The 15,872-nt window shown below is 43.1% G+C and carries 17 protein-coding genes; 4 read left to right on the top strand and 13 right to left on the bottom strand.

Annotated elements, in window-relative coordinates; all coding sequences use genetic code 11:
• Window positions 1–57 precede the first annotated feature (57 nt).
• The 5 genes from ACVC9U_RS19910 to ACVC9U_RS19890 all read right to left on the bottom strand — a co-directional run bounded on the left by ACVC9U_RS19910 (window position 58) and on the right by ACVC9U_RS19890 (window position 6,065).
• Window positions 58–2,031 carry a hypothetical protein gene (locus ACVC9U_RS19910; protein ID WP_069500891.1) on the bottom strand — a complete coding sequence of 658 codons (1,974 nt, stop codon included), beginning with the start codon at window positions 2,029–2,031 and terminating at the stop codon, window positions 58–60.
• Between the two features lie 346 nt (window positions 2,032–2,377).
• Complete coding sequence (locus ACVC9U_RS19905; protein ID WP_009330012.1) at window positions 2,378–2,734, bottom strand: hypothetical protein; 357 nt, start codon at window positions 2,732–2,734, stop codon at window positions 2,378–2,380.
• Complete coding sequence (locus tag ACVC9U_RS19900; RefSeq protein WP_003177927.1) at window positions 2,731–3,426, bottom strand: ABC transporter ATP-binding protein; 696 nt, start codon at window positions 3,424–3,426, stop codon at window positions 2,731–2,733. Before ACVC9U_RS19900 ends, ACVC9U_RS19905 begins: the two co-directional genes overlap by 4 nt.
• Window positions 3,427–4,388: 962 nt before the next feature.
• Window positions 4,389–4,691, bottom strand: a complete 303-nt coding sequence (locus tag ACVC9U_RS19895; RefSeq protein ID WP_232287634.1) for a lactococcin 972 family bacteriocin — start codon at window positions 4,689–4,691, stop codon at window positions 4,389–4,391.
• 885 nt (window positions 4,692–5,576) lie between these two features.
• A complete protein-coding gene (locus ACVC9U_RS19890) occupies window positions 5,577–6,065 on the bottom strand; it encodes a DUF4268 domain-containing protein (protein ID WP_231133620.1) in 489 nt (162 codons plus the stop codon).
• Between the two features lie 91 nt (window positions 6,066–6,156).
• On the opposite strand from ACVC9U_RS19890, the gene ACVC9U_RS19885 reads away from it, so the two are divergent.
• The 4 genes from ACVC9U_RS19885 to ACVC9U_RS19870 are packed head-to-tail and all read left to right on the top strand — an operon-like array spanning window position 6,157 to window position 9,118.
• Window positions 6,157–6,330 (top strand): hypothetical protein, encoded by a 174-nt coding sequence (locus ACVC9U_RS19885; protein WP_011198487.1) that lies wholly within the window; start codon window positions 6,157–6,159, stop codon window positions 6,328–6,330.
• Window positions 6,331–6,337: 7 nt separating this feature from the next.
• The gene (locus ACVC9U_RS19880) at window positions 6,338–6,553 is read left to right on the top strand and encodes a recombinase family protein (protein ID WP_011201781.1); all 216 of its coding nucleotides are present in this window, start codon (window positions 6,338–6,340) and stop codon (window positions 6,551–6,553) included.
• Entirely contained in the window at window positions 6,550–7,851 is a 1,302-nt protein-coding gene (locus ACVC9U_RS19875; protein ID WP_306453979.1) for a recombinase family protein, read from the top strand. The genes ACVC9U_RS19880 and ACVC9U_RS19875 overlap by 4 nt, the downstream gene beginning before the upstream one ends.
• Window positions 7,852–7,873: 22 nt before the next feature.
• Entirely contained in the window at window positions 7,874–9,118 is a 1,245-nt protein-coding gene (locus ACVC9U_RS19870; RefSeq protein ID WP_441391409.1) for a recombinase family protein, read from the top strand.
• A 410-nt stretch (window positions 9,119–9,528) separates the two neighbouring features.
• Here ACVC9U_RS19870 and rlmH read toward each other — a convergent pair whose 3' ends face one another.
• The 8 genes from rlmH to ACVC9U_RS19830 form a co-directional block, all read right to left on the bottom strand.
• Complete coding sequence (gene rlmH, locus ACVC9U_RS19865; protein ID WP_003177946.1) at window positions 9,529–10,008, bottom strand: 23S rRNA (pseudouridine(1915)-N(3))-methyltransferase RlmH; 480 nt, start codon at window positions 10,006–10,008, stop codon at window positions 9,529–9,531.
• 80 nt (window positions 10,009–10,088) lie between these two features.
• A complete protein-coding gene (locus ACVC9U_RS19860; RefSeq protein WP_003177948.1) occupies window positions 10,089–10,247 on the bottom strand; it encodes a CxxH/CxxC protein in 159 nt (52 codons plus the stop codon).
• A gap of 198 nt (window positions 10,248–10,445) precedes the next feature.
• Window positions 10,446–10,928 (bottom strand): DUF4234 domain-containing protein, encoded by a 483-nt coding sequence (locus tag ACVC9U_RS19855; protein ID WP_009330015.1) that lies wholly within the window; start codon window positions 10,926–10,928, stop codon window positions 10,446–10,448.
• A gap of 430 nt (window positions 10,929–11,358) precedes the next feature.
• Window positions 11,359–11,877 carry a GNAT family N-acetyltransferase gene (locus tag ACVC9U_RS19850; RefSeq protein ID WP_011201784.1) on the bottom strand — a complete coding sequence of 173 codons (519 nt, stop codon included), beginning with the start codon at window positions 11,875–11,877 and terminating at the stop codon, window positions 11,359–11,361.
• A gap of 30 nt (window positions 11,878–11,907) precedes the next feature.
• Window positions 11,908–12,378 (bottom strand): membrane protein, encoded by a 471-nt coding sequence (locus tag ACVC9U_RS19845; RefSeq protein WP_003177954.1) that lies wholly within the window; start codon window positions 12,376–12,378, stop codon window positions 11,908–11,910.
• A 256-nt stretch (window positions 12,379–12,634) separates the two neighbouring features.
• Window positions 12,635–13,480 (bottom strand): SAM hydrolase/SAM-dependent halogenase family protein, encoded by an 846-nt coding sequence (locus tag ACVC9U_RS19840; RefSeq protein WP_011198491.1) that lies wholly within the window; start codon window positions 13,478–13,480, stop codon window positions 12,635–12,637.
• A 296-nt stretch (window positions 13,481–13,776) separates the two neighbouring features.
• The gene (locus tag ACVC9U_RS19835) at window positions 13,777–14,988 is read right to left on the bottom strand and encodes a S1C family serine protease (protein WP_011198492.1); all 1,212 of its coding nucleotides are present in this window, start codon (window positions 14,986–14,988) and stop codon (window positions 13,777–13,779) included.
• Between the two features lie 82 nt (window positions 14,989–15,070).
• On the bottom strand, window positions 15,071–15,865 hold the full coding sequence (locus tag ACVC9U_RS19830) for an MBL fold metallo-hydrolase (RefSeq protein WP_003177960.1): 795 nt from the start codon (window positions 15,863–15,865) through the stop codon (window positions 15,071–15,073).
• Between the last annotated feature and the right edge of the window lie 7 nt (window positions 15,866–15,872).

Here is a 15,872-nt window from a genome sequence, read left to right as displayed (position 1 = left end):
GACCGACCGCCAATTGTACTGAAACGCCCTGGGCTTCATCCGACATCTTACCTCCGGTCAAATTCGCCGTTTGCTGGCTCTATCAAAACACCAACGTACAGCAAACAGATGACTCAGCGGCACAACAAGCAACCCATACACCGCGGCCACTAGTACAGCCCCTATCTCATCAGGCCTTTGGAGCAAAACAACAACGCCCACAAGGCCGACCCCAACAAGCATTTCTTTGGCTACACGGCTCCGGAGAATCCGTACCCATGACTGGCCTGCCACCCGCAGCGGAAAGTCACGCTTCGCCTGCAGCAGCGCGGTTATCAATGCACTAATCGCAGCAGCGACAGTGAAAGCAATAACTAATGCAATCAGCGCAAGATTCAACAACCATACAACGTACGCTGCGAACTGCGCGCGGAGAATCCCCTCTTCGGCAACATAGACAACTTTCAGTTCACCGTTGATATCTCGATCACGCAGTGCCTTCACGTCAAAGCCGTGTTTCCCTAACAATTCCTGCGTAGCAGTTACACCAGTGAATACGATGTTGCTACCTGAGACCATGGAAGTCAAAGCAGAATCGTTATAAGTATCGTAGAGCGAGGGCACGACAACAACTAGGACATCGTCCGCAAAGTGAAGTCTTTCCCCTCCTCCTCCTTGGGCTACCGGCAACCGGAATCCGTCGATCGGCCGCAAGAACTTGAACTTACCGAACTGCTCATCGGAAAGCTCTTTCCTCGACAAAAGCTCGGCCTCTTCTCGAATCATTTTGACAAGCCCTTTTGGAATGCTATGATAAGGCACCTTTGTAACAGCAGGCTGTGGTGCATCCATGGTCACCATATCAAGCCAACGCTGGTTCACGTAAGAGATGGCCGAGTACTCTCCAAAATCGGCTGGCATTGGCATTTCTTGAGTATATGTGTAGGAAAAAGCTACCTTATCAAGCGATTCCGCATCCTTTACCAGTTTACCAATCTGCGGCTCCATGTGGTTCATCTCGTCAACGTCTGTCGCAAACACAATCGCAACTTGATCTGCGAGTTTCTTCCACTGAGCCATTTCAGCAGCTATAGCTGAGGAATGTTTGTATGCGGACCAAGCAGGTCCAGCCGCAGCTACCACCAGGAGGAACGTTAACGCCTGGATCACGATGGCAGCTGAACGCAAGCTTTTAACAGCAGGTTGTCTGGTGGCGATCATGGTAGCGCTAGGCCATGCGGAAGCTGACATGATCAGCGTAGCCAACAGGGATACGGTAATAACAGCGACCTGCAGACTGAACAGCGCCTTGAGGAAGGTACCGACATATATCCAGCCATGAAACAAACCTACGTAGCAAGACGCAACCAGTGCTACAGCCACCGCCGAAACCAGCAGCGCCCCCCCGAACCCGGCCAGGTCCTGAACCTGAATCCGCGAGGTCGGGCACCCGCCCAGAACCCGAAGAGCACGCCCACGCGCTCTTAACGACAACCAGAACAACGCAAGCGCCGCAATCAGCGCAAATGCTGCAAGAACAGCGGCAGCAAATCCTCTTTCTCGCACAACGAATTCAAGGCTTTTAAAAATGGACGCATCCCCGCGACCGACCTTCACGCCTTCACTTTTCAGCGTGTCCTCAAACTCGCTCAAGTGAGCCTTTTCACCGGTCACGAGATAGAACCCATCGGGGTAGGAGGTTTCAAGCCGGTCCTTACCGACAATCTTGCCTGCACCATCGCCGCCAAACCAAGTAAATTCGTCGGGCAGATCTCTATCGTTAAGTGCTACGTAGACCTGGCCATCGCCGTCGCTTGCAAGGTCTGGCGCAACCTTGACCAGCCCAAGATTCCAGCGTGCATCGAGCTTCTCCAGCTTCGCAAACGCTTCAGTAATAGAAAGCCCCGATTCGCTGAAATCAAGGTTTAACCTGCTCTCGGCACCAATCGCCTGAGGAAAGTCTCGATCATATAGGTCGGTGATAATCGCCGCCAGTAGCGCAAGCAGAGCAAACAACGCGCCCGCGACAGCCACTATAATACGTTTATACACAAGCTGGACCTCCAAGAACTATTTGAAAATTGCCATGCTAAGCCCCGGCGAACACAACCGGTATCGCCGGGGACTGGCGTAATTGCCTGGATTAACAGATAATGTTCCCCCTTCATTTCATTCCTCCTCATTTATTCAACTATTTTTGTCAATATTTCTACTCCTCAACTCGTTTGTCTCTGCCTCCAATCAATCCTCCAAGGGCTCATATGTAAAGCCTAGCCAGCGCCTCTTGCTTGGCGTAGTTGGTCTGCATCAGGTTCATACTGCTTGACAAAAACGGGGAGCCAGTCTTGCCGTAAACAGCAGGAAACGATTACACCGAGTGAATTGTGTAGAAGTTGAGTTAGCGCTTCACCAGGTGCACTGGGACCCCAAACCCGTCACGGCGGCTGAGCAGGTCGGAGATTGCGTCATGCTCGGATCTTGAACCATAGCTAACCATGACCAGCCCTCGGTTCTCGTCATCAGGACACGGCTTTCCTACTTCGACCGTAATGTCATCACCCAAAGCTTTAATCTCCTCGACGAGGTCTTGATGTCTGGAAAGCGCTGCATTGGCCTCTGTTACGTTCGGCAGCTGATCGCACGGCGGATGAGTGTCTCTTGACACTGTGATCCATCCGTTTAGGAATGCAATTGTTCCAACTGCAAGCAATAATCCTATGACGACACCGATAATGATCTTCGTGGTTGATTTCATGAGTTACCTCCTAAGTTGCCGGGATCGTTGGTCGACAATGGTTTTGACGAACTGCTGGAACCGACCTTATGCCGAGCACCACACGCGTTGATCATCTCAGAGTCGTGCGTAGACACAATAACCGTGCGGCCACGCGCAGCGAAGTCCGCAAACAGATCGATAACCTTTCGCCGATTGGTTGAGTCAAGCGAGGCGGTCGGCTCATCGACAAACAAGAATGCAGCGTCCTTGTAGATGGCACGAGCCAGTGCGAGTCGCTGCTTCTCGCCCCCACTAAGGTGGCTAGCCAACTCACCTTCTCGACCCTGGAGACCCGTCTGCTCGAGCACCTGCGCCAACCGCTCTTGGTTTCCCGTGACACGCCGCCCAAGGATGCTCGCCTGCATGGTGACATTGAATGCCACCGACTCCTCATCCATAATGCCGTAATCCTGAAGAATGAACGCCGCATGATCACGCCAAAACCGCCGCCGCGCCGCAGTACCGTAGCTTGTGACATCGTGTCCGTCTATCAAGATGCGTCCCTGATTAACCGGGAGCAATAGCCCGAGGCAGTGCAAAAGTGTAGTCTTTCCACATCCGCTTGGACCAACGAGGGCTGTCATGACCCCTGGCGGGCACTGAACGGTCTCACCATCAAGCACGGTCCGCCCACCAATTGCTACTGAAATGCCCTGTGCTTCAATCAACATCTGTACCTCCCATCAAATTCTACGCTATAAAAAGCGGCACTCATTTATTCCATTCCTCCTCATTTACTTAACTATTTTTACTCTTCAAGCCGATTAATCATCACCCACCTACCACATTAATAGGGGAACGTTTTTTTCTCTCTTGTAGACAGTGTCGTGACATACTATCTCTTCTTCGTCACAAACATTAATTCCTTTTACAACTAGCAAATTTCACTTGTTGTACCATAAGTAACCTATTGACTGCCGGGGCACAAAGAATTTGTTTCTTGTCAAATTTGCTGAATAACGGCCGGCATCAACACTAAACCTGGAAAAGTAGAGGATTGCACCGCATAAAATAACTTACTGCTAAGGCTACCAAGATAAAACTACAAAATTAAATAAACCTATTGCTTTCCAAAAAATGTTAGTTGCATTTTATGTTTTTTCCTGCAGATATGCACTATCTTTTGTGGAGATGCTTTGGCAGTACACCGAAAGCATCTCCTTTTTATATAGATACATTAATTTAAAAATTTTAAGAATAAATACTCGGGGCGCATAAAATGCCGCGCCCCTCAAAGCGGGGTATTACCCCTATTGAATTCTCAGAGTTTATGAAACTTTGCAATCACCGGAATAAAAAACTATCAATCGGTAAGTGCTTCTGGTAAATTGCTCCCGCATCGACACGGTAGTGGGCGAAAAGACAAGCTAACTCGACCGGTAATCCAAACCTAAAATCCGGTATGTCCTTACCAAAATAAAAACAATGAATATAGATTTAACTCTCTCGAAAATAACGGCCTGCTGAAATCTCGATTTCATAGATAGGGATGATTGCCGTCAGCAGGTGCAAGAAGTGTAAACAACAAAGCCCGCGTCATCCACTATAATACGCTTATGCAAAGCGGGATCTCCCAGAACTTTTCTGGGTCTTGCCATGCTAGCCCCGTTGACAGCAACCGTTTTCCCTTTGATTAGTTGGTGCGATAGTAGTAACGACCCTTAAGACCAGGTGAGTTTATGGCTCCGACATAGGCATTAGAGTAGCGGCCCGCAGCCGTATCAATACTTCTATTCGTTTTATCCACTTTTCCATCGATGAGCTTTTGCACTGTCGAGCCGTGGACCTTTGTCGGGTGGTTGTACTCAGAACGGAGCCCGGCGTTTACGAATCCATACCTCCATGTACCACCTTCCGATGGGTACTGGTAGTGATAACCCGGATTCACCCATGCAAATGAAGGCACCGTAGCGCCTCCCACCAAAGCGATGGACATTGTCAACACGGCGAGCGTCGCTTTAATTGTCCGAGTCAAAGGTTTCCTCTTTTTTTCTCATACAAATGATTTTTCATTATTTCATTCCTCCTCTTTCATTCGACTAATAAATTTACTCTATAAGTTAGTTTGTCACCGCCCACATACCGTGTCGATGCGGGAAGAGTTTTTTCCCTCGTTGGCGGTGCCATATCATGACTCCTCTTTGTCACCAGACATCAATTTTTTCCTCCATGACCAACCCTCGATCCGAGGTCATTTGGTCACGACTTGTCCACTTCGACGAAATACTGTCACCTAGCATTTTGATCACCTCCTCAATACCCTAATGGCTGGCAAGCACCACAGTGTCCTTTACTGCATTCGGTTAGTGACCGAATGGTGCATGTCAGAAACCTCCTAATCTGTTAAAAGCCCTGCTTTTCCCAGTTTGGATTAGTCAGAAAATGAAAGAAGAAGAACAAAAGCAAGTCACCAAATTCAAATCTTATCTACCTGAACTGGATGTATTATGCTGACTCCTGAAGATCATTTGATCCGGTTAGCCAGTGAGAACGTGGACCGTGTGGCTCTATCATTCAGAAATACTCCGAATGTGGAGGAACTCGTACAATCCGCCTATGCTGTTTAATTTATGGTTATATATATCACGGGTGTTTCAGCTTCCGGAAAATTCAGACGGCTATCCTTAAATCTGTTCACTGGTTGTAAAAGGGGAGCGTCGTGGTTTTCGCACTATCAGCGATTTTCGGAAAAGCAATCTGGATGTGTTCCAAAATTGTTCACGCAAAACAGATAAATCGTTATGTAAGCAGATAAAATGGTAATCTCAGCGTTTCGAAAAAGAGGTCAAGCAGATGGTGGAAGAAGTCAAAGAAGCGGATGTCAAAGATGAAGGACTGCTCTCTCTTTTCCCGAAGACGATCCGCCGCTTGTTAAAATTGCAGATTGAATGCCTTTTGTACCTTTTTCTTCCTGTTCACTTATAACATTTATATCTTTTCCACCATATAGGTAAGGACTAAAGAACAAAATGAATTGTTCAAATATCTCAGCGATTTGTTCAAATGTTTCTTCATAGGTTTGCAATGGTTGAAAATAAACACCGACTTTCCGATCTTTAAATATGACTTGAGAGTGTATTTTTTGTCGAATTGTTTGCTCCATATTTTTAAATCTCTCATATTCTTTTCCTCTTGAGGAATCGAAATTTAGTTCAACAAATGCCAGTGATTTTGCGTTATTTGCCGAACAACGATAAGAGATGTTGCTTCGACCAGATCCAACTGTAAGCACGTGATCGTGGAGGTTCGTTTTTTTCCGATAATGAAAGTTTAAAAAGTACGGCAATCTCTTTTGCAATACTTCGAACATATCTCCTCTTTTTCTACATAGGTTAATGACACTTTCCTCATGTCATTAACCTTGATAACCTCAAAAATTCACTACGAAAGGAAGATCCCCAATGAAAGAATCCCCTACTTTAAATCTCCATGAAGAAATTGAAAAACAATTATTAATTGGAGCAGAGCTGGAAAAATACAATGCCCGAAAATTTCTTAACTTACTGTCCGATATGATTGTCAAATATGAATCTACTATTTACGACAAATTTAAGGAAAGCAGATTAGGAGCGTGAATGATTTATGCGAGCTGTTGGTTACGTTCGAGTAAGTACCGATAAACAATTAGACAATACTTCTATTGGAAAACAAAGAGAGGAAATTGAAAAATACTGCAAAAATAATGATATTTCCCTCGTTCACATCTTTGATGAGGGGGCGAAATCGGCTGAATCATTTAAAAATCGTACTGAATTTAAAGAGTTGTACTCATTTGTTTTAGATAAAAAAACAAAATAGATTACGTTGTTGTTTATGATTCTGATCGTATATCGAGGGATAATTTAGAATCCCTTTATATTTATAAGCGATTAACACAGGCGGGAATAAACCTTATCTGTATAGCTGACAATATTGATACAAGAGATCCAAGAGCGAAAATTCTTTACCAAATCATGTCATTAGTTGCTGAATTAGAAAGAGATATGATTATTTTCCGAACAAACTCTGGCATGGAAAAAAGAGCTTCTGAAGGACATTTTAATGGAGGCGTAATTTATGGATATGCATCAAAGAATAAGAAACTTAAAATTGTGCCTGAAGAAGCAAAAGTCATAAATTATATTTTTGAGAAGTATGCGATAAATCAGTGGGGTTATAGAAAAATAGCGTCACACCTAAATACTTTAGGTATCACTACTAAAAAAAATAATTTATGGTCAATAACTGCCGTAAAAACGATACTAAGTAACCCCATATATATTGGCAAAGTAAAGTGGCGGAATGAACTGAGAGATGGAAAACATGCTCCCATCATAGATATAGAATTATGGGAGAAAACACAGCAAGTAATGGATCTAAACAGTTATGTGCAAGAGAAGTTGCATCCTGGAAGCTTCCCCTTATCAGGTTTGTTAAAATGTCCAGAATGTGGTTCAGCCATGGTACAAGGAAATAGCAGTCCAAAATACAAATACTACCAATTCTCCAGAAATAAGAACAGTGGTAGTAAGGCATGTTCCTCAAACCTTGTAAAAAAGGATTATGCTGAGCAACATGTATTTGATCAATTATTTTGTGATTTGCAAAAATACAATGTTAAAGAGCCATTGATTAAAATGATTCACTCATACGCCATGAGTGAAATTGAGCCATTGGAAACAACTATCAAGACGTATGAAGTTGAGTTAGAGGAATTAAAAACGAAGAGAAAAGAACTTATAAATTGGAGGCTAAAAGATATTATTTCAGAAGAGATTTTAAAAGAGGAAATGGAAGATTTACGAGAGGAAGAAAAATTAATAATAACTCGAATTGAAAAATTACAGCACCTCATTAAACTCAGAGATAAAACCTTTTTAACCAATATCATTTCAACTTCACTACACGATCTAAAGAACTTTTTCAATATTATCGAAGATGATGACAAAAAGGAATTACTTCGTTCTCTCATTGAAGAGATTCACGTAAATCCAGGAAAAACTACTAAGGATAGAACGATCAAAGAAGTGATTTATAAGTTTGATTTAAAATATTTGAAATCAATTGAACTAAGAGAAGGGGAACATCTTTTCTCTTTTTTGTGTTTCATATTATAATTACAAGGAAGGGAGGATTATTATGCACGAAATAAAACGTGTCGCAATTTACTGTAGAGTTTCTACCGAAGAGCAGGCAACGGAAGGATACAGCATATCTGCCCAATTACAAACTTTACGTCAATATACTCAGTTATATGGTTGGGAGATTGCAGAGGAATATGTAGATGAGGGAATAAGTGGAAAGAACATTAGCGGTAGCCCTGCAATGCAAAAACTTATTTCAGATGTTGAAAAGGATAAATTTCAAGCTGTTCTTGTTTGGAAGATCTCACGCCTATCACGAAATATGTTAGATACTCTCACTCTATTAGACAAATTCGAAGATTATGGAGTAAAGTTCATCTCTTACTCTGAAAACTTTGATACAGGCAGTCCAATTGGTCGTTTAGTTGTTCAACTAATGGCTTCCATTGCAGAAATGGAGCGTAATACGTTATCTGAGAACGTTAAGCTCGGAATGAAACAGAGAGCATTAGAAGGTTCATGGAATGGAGGCGTTGTATTTGGCTACGATACAATTGAAAAAGAGCTTGTGATCAACAAAAAGGAAGCTGAGATTGTACAACAAATCTATCAACTATATGCCAATGGTAAAGGCTTAAAGTCAATCGCAAACTACTTAAATAAAGCAGGTTACAGAACTAAACGGAATTGTTATTTTTCGATAAACGGTGTAGCTCAAATCTTAGACAATGTTATCTATAACGGGAAGATCAGTTGGTTAAAAGTTGAAAATTGGGATACAAAACGGAGGAGAGGGAAAAATCCAAATCCTATCCTTGTAGAAGGACAGCATGAAGCCATTATTTCCGATGAATTATGGAGTATGGTACAAGCAAGGCGGAAAAGTAAATCATTTAAACAAAGGCAATCTAATGAACCATTTTTACTTAGCAGTCTTTTACGTTGCCCCGATTGTGGTCAAGGTATGGTTCCTGCCATTACAACAAATAAACGAAAGGATGGAACAAAGAAGAAATATCGTTATTATGTTTGCTCTAACTTTCATAACAAAGGTTCATCTGCATGTAGAGCAAATTCAATAAAAGCATATGATGCAGAATACGAAGTAATTAATAAGATTGAGAAGATCCTTTCCAACCAAAATCAGTTATTCTCTAAACTTCAATCTATAAATACTACTTCGATTGAATCTTTAAACCAACTCAATAGTGAATTGAAACAATTAGAAAATCGCCTATCAGAAATACAAGAGTACAGAATCGTTACTTGGAAGCATTTGAGCAAAAGACCTTACCAATAGCAATCTTGCAAGAACGATTACAGCATGTCTCTAAAGAAAAAGCAGAGTTAGAACAAAGGCACAATGAAATCACTGGGCAATTAAGCTCGAACGATGCAAAAGTAATAAAACCAGAACTGATTCAAAAGCTTTTAGAAAAATTCCTTTTAGTCTATAAACAATCATCAAGAGAAAGGCAAAAACAGTTACTTCAACTTTTGCTTAATAAAATTACAGTAAAGCATCCAATTGGTCAATCACGAATGGTCGATCAAATTGAACTCGACTTTGACTTTTCAGAGGTCAATATTTCTAAGACCTTTACACTTATCCACATGTTGTATAGAGAAACGGATAATGCAAATGGTTTTCCAAAGCCAATACCCGCTTCCGACAACAAAATACCACCATATTTACATCATTTTTTGCCTCTATTTATGGTACGGTTCCCCTCGATTAATCCTAAAAGCCCGATAAACCTGCTCGAGCAAAATCAGTCTCATCAGCTGATGCGGGAACGTCATCCGTGAAAACGACAGCTTCTCATCTGCGCGCTTCAGGACGGCGTCGCTTAAGCCGAGCGAGCCGCCGATGACGAAGGTTACCTTGCTCTTTCCATATGTGGCGAGTCTATCCATATTATCGGCTAATTCTTCCGAACTTTTCATTTTTCCTTCGATCGCCAGGGCGATGACGTGGGCGTCTGGGCTGATTTTGGAGAGAATTCGTTCGCCTTCTTTGTCTTTGACGATTTTCATGTCCTGGTCGCTTAGGTTTTCCGGTGCTTTTTCGTCCGGAAGTTCGATGATGTCGACTTTTGCGTATGCCGAAAGCCGTTTTATGTATTCATCGATTCCTTGTTTTAAATATTTTTCTTTTAGTTTTCCGATTGCTACGATTGATATATTCACAGGTCATCCCCACTTTAAGAACAAGTTATTCAGATGCATTATCCACAATTGTGGATAAAGGTTGTGTATTTAGTGTCCGATCATTCGTTCCCCACTATATATACTGCAGGCTTATCACACAATTCACAGGTTGTGGATAAACTGTGTGTATGTTCGATTTTTCTGATTTCCGGGGCCAATTCTTCCTCATCCACATACATGTCAATGACCGTTTCAATATGCTCTTCGCAAGACTTCATAAAAGTCCCTCCAATATCTGTATCATTGGGCTCTTTTATAAAAAAGCTCCTTATTCAATATACCCTATTTATGCACATGTTAGTAGGTTTTAGCATGACTTCACGCGGTTATCCACAAGCTTTTATATTCCTCTGGATAACTCTGTTCTCTCCAAATAAAAAACACCAGCCAATCTCGCTGATGCTTTAATCTTGTTTTTATACTGCTTCTCTTTTTTCCTGAACAACTAAAGAATGCTGATTTGTAATATACTGCAAATATGAAACGTTAAGAATGAAAGTCCAAAACCCGTTAACCTGCTTTTCCGACAGCCCAATAAACGCTTTTCTAACCTTAAATGCACTATATAAATTTACCGTCCAAAAAAGGAGGAATGAGAGCTGCGGGAGAAAGCTGTGTCCGGGGCGCAGCGGGAGAAGCAAAATGCTGTTGCTGTATGGCAGCAGGTCTTCACTTTGAAATGTGATTGAATAAAAAGTCCAAAAAGGCTCCAAAATTGAAAAGACGCTTAACAGCAGCGTCACTTTAATGGCGACATACGGGAGCTTAATTTGGCATCGTTCTAAATTCTTTCTTCTTGAGAGAAACCAATACGGGATGTATATGCCGGACGTTATGATCGTTAATAACACCGCATATAAGGGTTTTATTTTCGGAAATTCCTCTAATTCCTTACTCATGCTGAAACACTCTTCTTTCCTTAAAACTGTTCTTCCAGGTCTTTTTATCCTTGTCATCTATACTTTTCCACTTTCCATATCAAAATGTACTATATTGAATCCAATAAATCAAAATCCATTGAAGTGTTAAATTGGGATTTTCTTAGGTATATGGATTCTTTTTTTTGACCGGAATAAAAAAACTATATCCTTTTGCCCATTCCTTATTTCGTGTTCATCTGCAGAAATTCGACAATCAATAGGACATTATTCGTCATATTTTTACCTTTGTAATATGCAATCTGTCATTACGCAACATAAAGGGGTTCTATCGAATCATTTTGTCTTTTTTTCGTTATTTTTCGTATCTCTCAACTAGGAATAATGACACGCTATGTTCCATGTGGAACATTGGATATGAAAAAAGATCAAAGCTTTCACAGCTTTGATCTTACAGTCTCTTGCTCATATGCAAATCTGTCGTCTCGAAATTCATTTTTTCATATAGTCGCTTCGCTTTTTTATTATGGGCGAATACATGCAGGGACAGCTTTTTGACTCCTAATTGCTTTGCCTCCTCTTCTAAGACGGCTAAAGCCTGCTGGCCGATTCCCTGGCCGCGGTACGCTTCATAAAGCCCGAAATCGTAAATAAACGCTTCCTTTTGAGGGTGGTGCGGATCAGCGTAGATCCAAACCCAGCCTGCGGCGTTCCCGCTGTCGTTCATGATTGACCATAGATAATGGTTGATCGTTTCAATGCCGTTTGGCAAAAGGGCCGCAAACTGCTCTTCTGCTTTCTCCATAGCTTCCGCCACTGTCCATGTGCCCGCTTTTACTTTCTCCATGGCGTAATGCTGGATGGAATAGGTCTGGTATATCTTAAAGTCCTCTTCCGTCATTGGCGTCAAACGGATTTCCGGCTTTTTTCTCGGTTTGTTCAAGTCAATTTTAATTTTCGATTTCAACATCAAATTGTACTTCACTTCCTTGTTTATAGATCATGATGCTTTGCTCAGCCATTCGCTTTTCGGCTCGGAAAGTTTATTGATTCTGTGCTGAATGTAAATGATATTCAAAAGGAAGGCAAAAATCGATCCATTCGCAGGTTCTTTGCCTGAAAGCTTGTTTAATGAAGCAGTCACCACCAGTGCGCAGTATATCAAAACACCTGCGGACAGAATCAAAATCACGCGGTCGAGCAACATATACAGGCTGTAATGCATGTCAGGAAAAGCGATTTTTGCTGATATTCTAATTGGAATAGAAAATAAATGATAAAATATGATAGCTTTTAACGTGGTGTAGGGAATATCATGATAAGGCAGCAAATCGAAGCTTTTTTTCCTGGATAGAAACCAGTATGGTATGTAAACCCCCAGTGTGATCAGACATAGCACAAAAACGGACAAGATACTTCTGCTCTTTACATTAGACAGCGTTTTCAACGCAGCCTGCACATTGTCGTTCATATCATTCCTCCGGACACTCGTTTTCCAAACAAATGAATTGAATGAATTTTTTCATAGCAGCGGCACACCCCCTCAATATATTCTTTTCTCTTGTTTTAGACAATATGACTTAGGTACCAATGTGACAAAAGAACCATTTTTTGAAGAGGTTGCTGTCTTCACGATTAGCTGAAAAATGTGTGACAACCGTTTTTATGTCATAAGAATGACACAAAAGCAAGAGCCTGACTGGAAAATCAGGCTCTTTTGTCTAACGCTATATACTTTTTCGAAGAGAAATCCGCCAGTTGATGCCTGTGCCAATATGGTATGTTTTAGCAAATGATCCTTGGTTGAGGGCAATGCCCAAGCGGTCTAATGAATTGATATAAACAACCGGCTTGCCTACAGGCATATCGGCAAACGACCGGCCAAATGCCAACGTTTGCTGATAGACTTTTGTGTCTTCATGCTTGATGACGACTTCTACTGGATCTCCGTATTGAACATCAAGTGACTTGAAGAGCGTCCGGCTGATATTCGTCCAAAGGTTTCCAAACCGGACATCTAAAATATCGATCGTTCCGGTTATCCAATCATTTTCGATGTACGCTTCCATGACCGGCAGTTTGACGATGGAATCTATAGAAACTTCCGGACCGATCCTGTCGAAGCTGAGAGCGCCGGCTGCCAGTCTTGCCCCGGTGTAGGCGTAAATGTCGCGTCCATGGAATGTATGTGATTCGCCTGATTTTGGAAGCCTGTTTTGCGCTTCATCAAGATAGCGCGCCTCGGCAATTCCATTTTGCCGGCTGATGTGGGTGAGTGTTCCGTTGTCTGGTGTGATGATATATTGATTGGAAGAGGTTCTGACTGCGACGCTGCGGCGTTCTGAGCCGACCCCTGGATCGACGACCGACACGAAGACAGTGCCTTCAGGCCAATAAGAAACGGACTGCAGCAGCCGATAGGAAGCTTCACAAATGTGAAAAACGGGAATGTTGTGCGTCAAATCAAAAATCCGAATTGAACTGTCAACCGAATAAGCCACACCGTACATCGCATTTACCGCCCCGTCATCAAGGCCAAAATCAGATTGTAATACAAGTGCATGCTGACTCATCCTATCTCCCTTTCCGCCCTGATCTTTAAATCCTGCATTAAATCGGCCATTTGTCAGAATATTAAAGTCATCATATCGTACGCAAAATTGAAACGCAATATGATGCTTTGTCCATTTTTTACAAACTATAATTTTTGCAGGGCAAAAACTTGGAATTCACACCCAAAAATTCGATTATTCACTCAGAAAAAATCTCATTTCACTCTCCAAAAATCACATTTTTTCCTTTTGACGATCATTCGTTGGGCGCTTCATAATAAAAAAACAGCCCGGCAGTACCGGCCAGACTGTCTTTATCAGCTTCCTAATTGGGATCGGGTCAGCTTTACTTCTGTTGTCTTTTCTTTTCCGCCCCGCAGGTATTTGATTTTTACCTTGTCGCCGACGTTTTTGGTGTAAAGCTTTTTACGCAGATCAACGATATCGTAAACACGGTCACCGTTAAATTCGACGATGACATCGAGCTCTTTCAGACCGGCTCTGCCTGCAGGAGATACCGGCTGAACACCCATCACAACTACGCCTGATGTTACGTTTTTCGGCAGTTTAAGCGTTTCCTGCCAGTGGTAGCTTGCGATATCGCCAAGTGATTTCATCTCAATTCCGAGATACGGCCGTCTCACTTCACCGTACGTTTCCAAATCTTCGATAACCGGAATGGCAAGGTTGGCCGGAATGCTCAGACCGATGCCTTCGACGGCTGATTCAGCGATTTTCATCGAATTAATGCCGATGACTTTTCCATCAATATTAAACAGCCCGCCTCCGCTGTTACCCGGGTTAATGGCAGCATCCGTCTGCAGTACTTCGGCGTTCCAGTCCGGCTGTCCGTCTCCGTTGGAATCGACCGGCACAGCGCGTTCGGTTCCTGAGATGATTCCTTGTGTAACAGAGCCTGAAAACTGCAGGCCGAGCGGGTTTCCAATCGCGATGACAGGCTCGCCTGTCTTCACTTTATCAGAATCTCCAAATTCGGCAGCTGCTTTTATTTTGTTGCTGTTGACTTGCAGGACGGCCAGATCCATCAGCTTATCGCTGCCGATCAGTTTTGCCGGAATCCGTGTTCCGTCATTCAGGCTGATTTCTATTTGGGACGCCCCTTCAATGACATGGTGGTTTGTCACAATGTGGGATGTGTTGCCGTCCTTTTTATAAATAACGCCCGAGCCTGTTCCCGCTTCGCTGTCACCATCCCATACACCTGTCTTTTGGATGTTGATAACGCCGACAACAGAATCAGAAACCTTAGAGACCATTTGCGTGACTTCATTATTCACGTTGACGGATACATTGCGGACCGTCCCGCCCTGCTGTGCTCCTTGGCCGCCGCGCGCTTCGATGACTTGCAGATTATACGGCAGCCATCCCTGCTGCGAGAGATACGGCAAGGCAAACACTGTTAAAAGAGCGCCGATGACGGCGCCGACCAGGCTTGAAAACAAAAAGCTTCTCCAACTTCTCACCGGCTTTTCCCGAACGAATTTTTCCTCATCATGATTAAACTCCACTATATTCAAATCCTTTCAAGGAACGATATATGTATATAGTGTGGATCATCTGCCTGCAGATTAATCATTCAATCAGGAAAATTTACACCGCTACGAGAGGCGTCGGTTTCTTAGGATCGGTATCATATAAGTCAAACGTTTCTCCTGCCGCAAATCCTTTGGCAGCCAGCGTTTGCTGCACAGACATTCTTGCCAGCTCTTTCATGTTGTTGTCCTGGCTTAAATGAGCCAAATAAATTCTCGATGTCTCATCGCCGATTACATCGGTCATTGCGAGTGCCGCGTCCTCATTGGATACGTGTCCGACGTCGCTTAGAATCCGGCGCTTGATGTTCCACGGATAGCGGCCCATTTGCAGCATGCCGACATCATGATTGCTTTCAAAAACAAAAGCGTTTGCCGAGCGGATGATGCCTTTCATTCTGTCGCTGACATAGCCCGTATCCGTAATCAAAGCGAGCTTTCGGCCATTGTAATGAAAAACGTAAAACATCGGCTCTGCGGCATCATGGGATACCCCGAACGATTCGACATCAAGGGAGCCGAATGACTTGACGGTTTCCATTGGAAAAACGAACTTTTGGCCGTTATCCATTTTGCCGATATGCCCTTCCATCGCCTTCCACGTTTTTTCATTGGCGTAAACGGGCAGCTCATATTTTCTTGCCAGCACGCCAAGCCCTTTTATATGGTCACTGTGCTCATGTGTAACAAAGATGCCGTCGAGCTGATCAAGCTTTCGATCAATTTGCGCCATCAGCCCTTCCATCGCCTTCCCGCTAAGTCCTGCGTCAACTAAAAAAGCGTGGTCATCGGTTTCCAAATATAAAGCATTACCGGTACTCCCGCTCGCAAGTACGCTAAATTGCAGGCTCATGGTTTCT

The sequence above is a fragment of the Bacillus sp. GM2 genome (genome assembly GCF_056155945.1).
This window is presented reverse-complemented; position numbering and strand designations above follow the sequence as displayed.

Excerpts from the sequence above, each read along its gene's own strand:
- ACVC9U_RS19905 (WP_009330012.1), bottom strand. The coding sequence starts at position 2,734 with ATGAAATCAACCACGAAGATCATTATCGGTGTCGTCATAGGATTATTG.
- ACVC9U_RS19900 (WP_003177927.1), bottom strand. The coding sequence starts at position 3,426 with ATGTTGATTGAAGCACAGGGCATTTCAGTAGCAATTGGTGGGCGGACC.
- ACVC9U_RS19895 (WP_232287634.1), bottom strand. The coding sequence starts at position 4,691 with ATGTCCATCGCTTTGGTGGGAGGCGCTACGGTGCCTTCATTTGCATGG.
- ACVC9U_RS19890 (WP_231133620.1), bottom strand. The coding sequence starts at position 6,065 with ATGTTCGAAGTATTGCAAAAGAGATTGCCGTACTTTTTAAACTTTCAT.
- ACVC9U_RS19885 (WP_011198487.1), top strand. The coding sequence starts at position 6,157 with ATGAAAGAATCCCCTACTTTAAATCTCCATGAAGAAATTGAAAAACAA.
- ACVC9U_RS19880 (WP_011201781.1), top strand. The coding sequence starts at position 6,338 with ATGCGAGCTGTTGGTTACGTTCGAGTAAGTACCGATAAACAATTAGAC.
- ACVC9U_RS19870 (WP_441391409.1), top strand. The coding sequence starts at position 7,874 with ATGCACGAAATAAAACGTGTCGCAATTTACTGTAGAGTTTCTACCGAA.
- ACVC9U_RS19860 (WP_003177948.1), bottom strand. The coding sequence starts at position 10,247 with ATGAAGTCTTGCGAAGAGCATATTGAAACGGTCATTGACATGTATGTG.
- ACVC9U_RS19855 (WP_009330015.1), bottom strand. The coding sequence starts at position 10,928 with ATGAGTAAGGAATTAGAGGAATTTCCGAAAATAAAACCCTTATATGCG.
- ACVC9U_RS19850 (WP_011201784.1), bottom strand. The coding sequence starts at position 11,877 with ATGTTGAAATCGAAAATTAAAATTGACTTGAACAAACCGAGAAAAAAG.
- ACVC9U_RS19845 (WP_003177954.1), bottom strand. The coding sequence starts at position 12,378 with ATGAACGACAATGTGCAGGCTGCGTTGAAAACGCTGTCTAATGTAAAG.
- ACVC9U_RS19840 (WP_011198491.1), bottom strand. The coding sequence starts at position 13,480 with ATGAGTCAGCATGCACTTGTATTACAATCTGATTTTGGCCTTGATGAC.
- ACVC9U_RS19830 (WP_003177960.1), bottom strand. The coding sequence starts at position 15,865 with ATGAGCCTGCAATTTAGCGTACTTGCGAGCGGGAGTACCGGTAATGCT.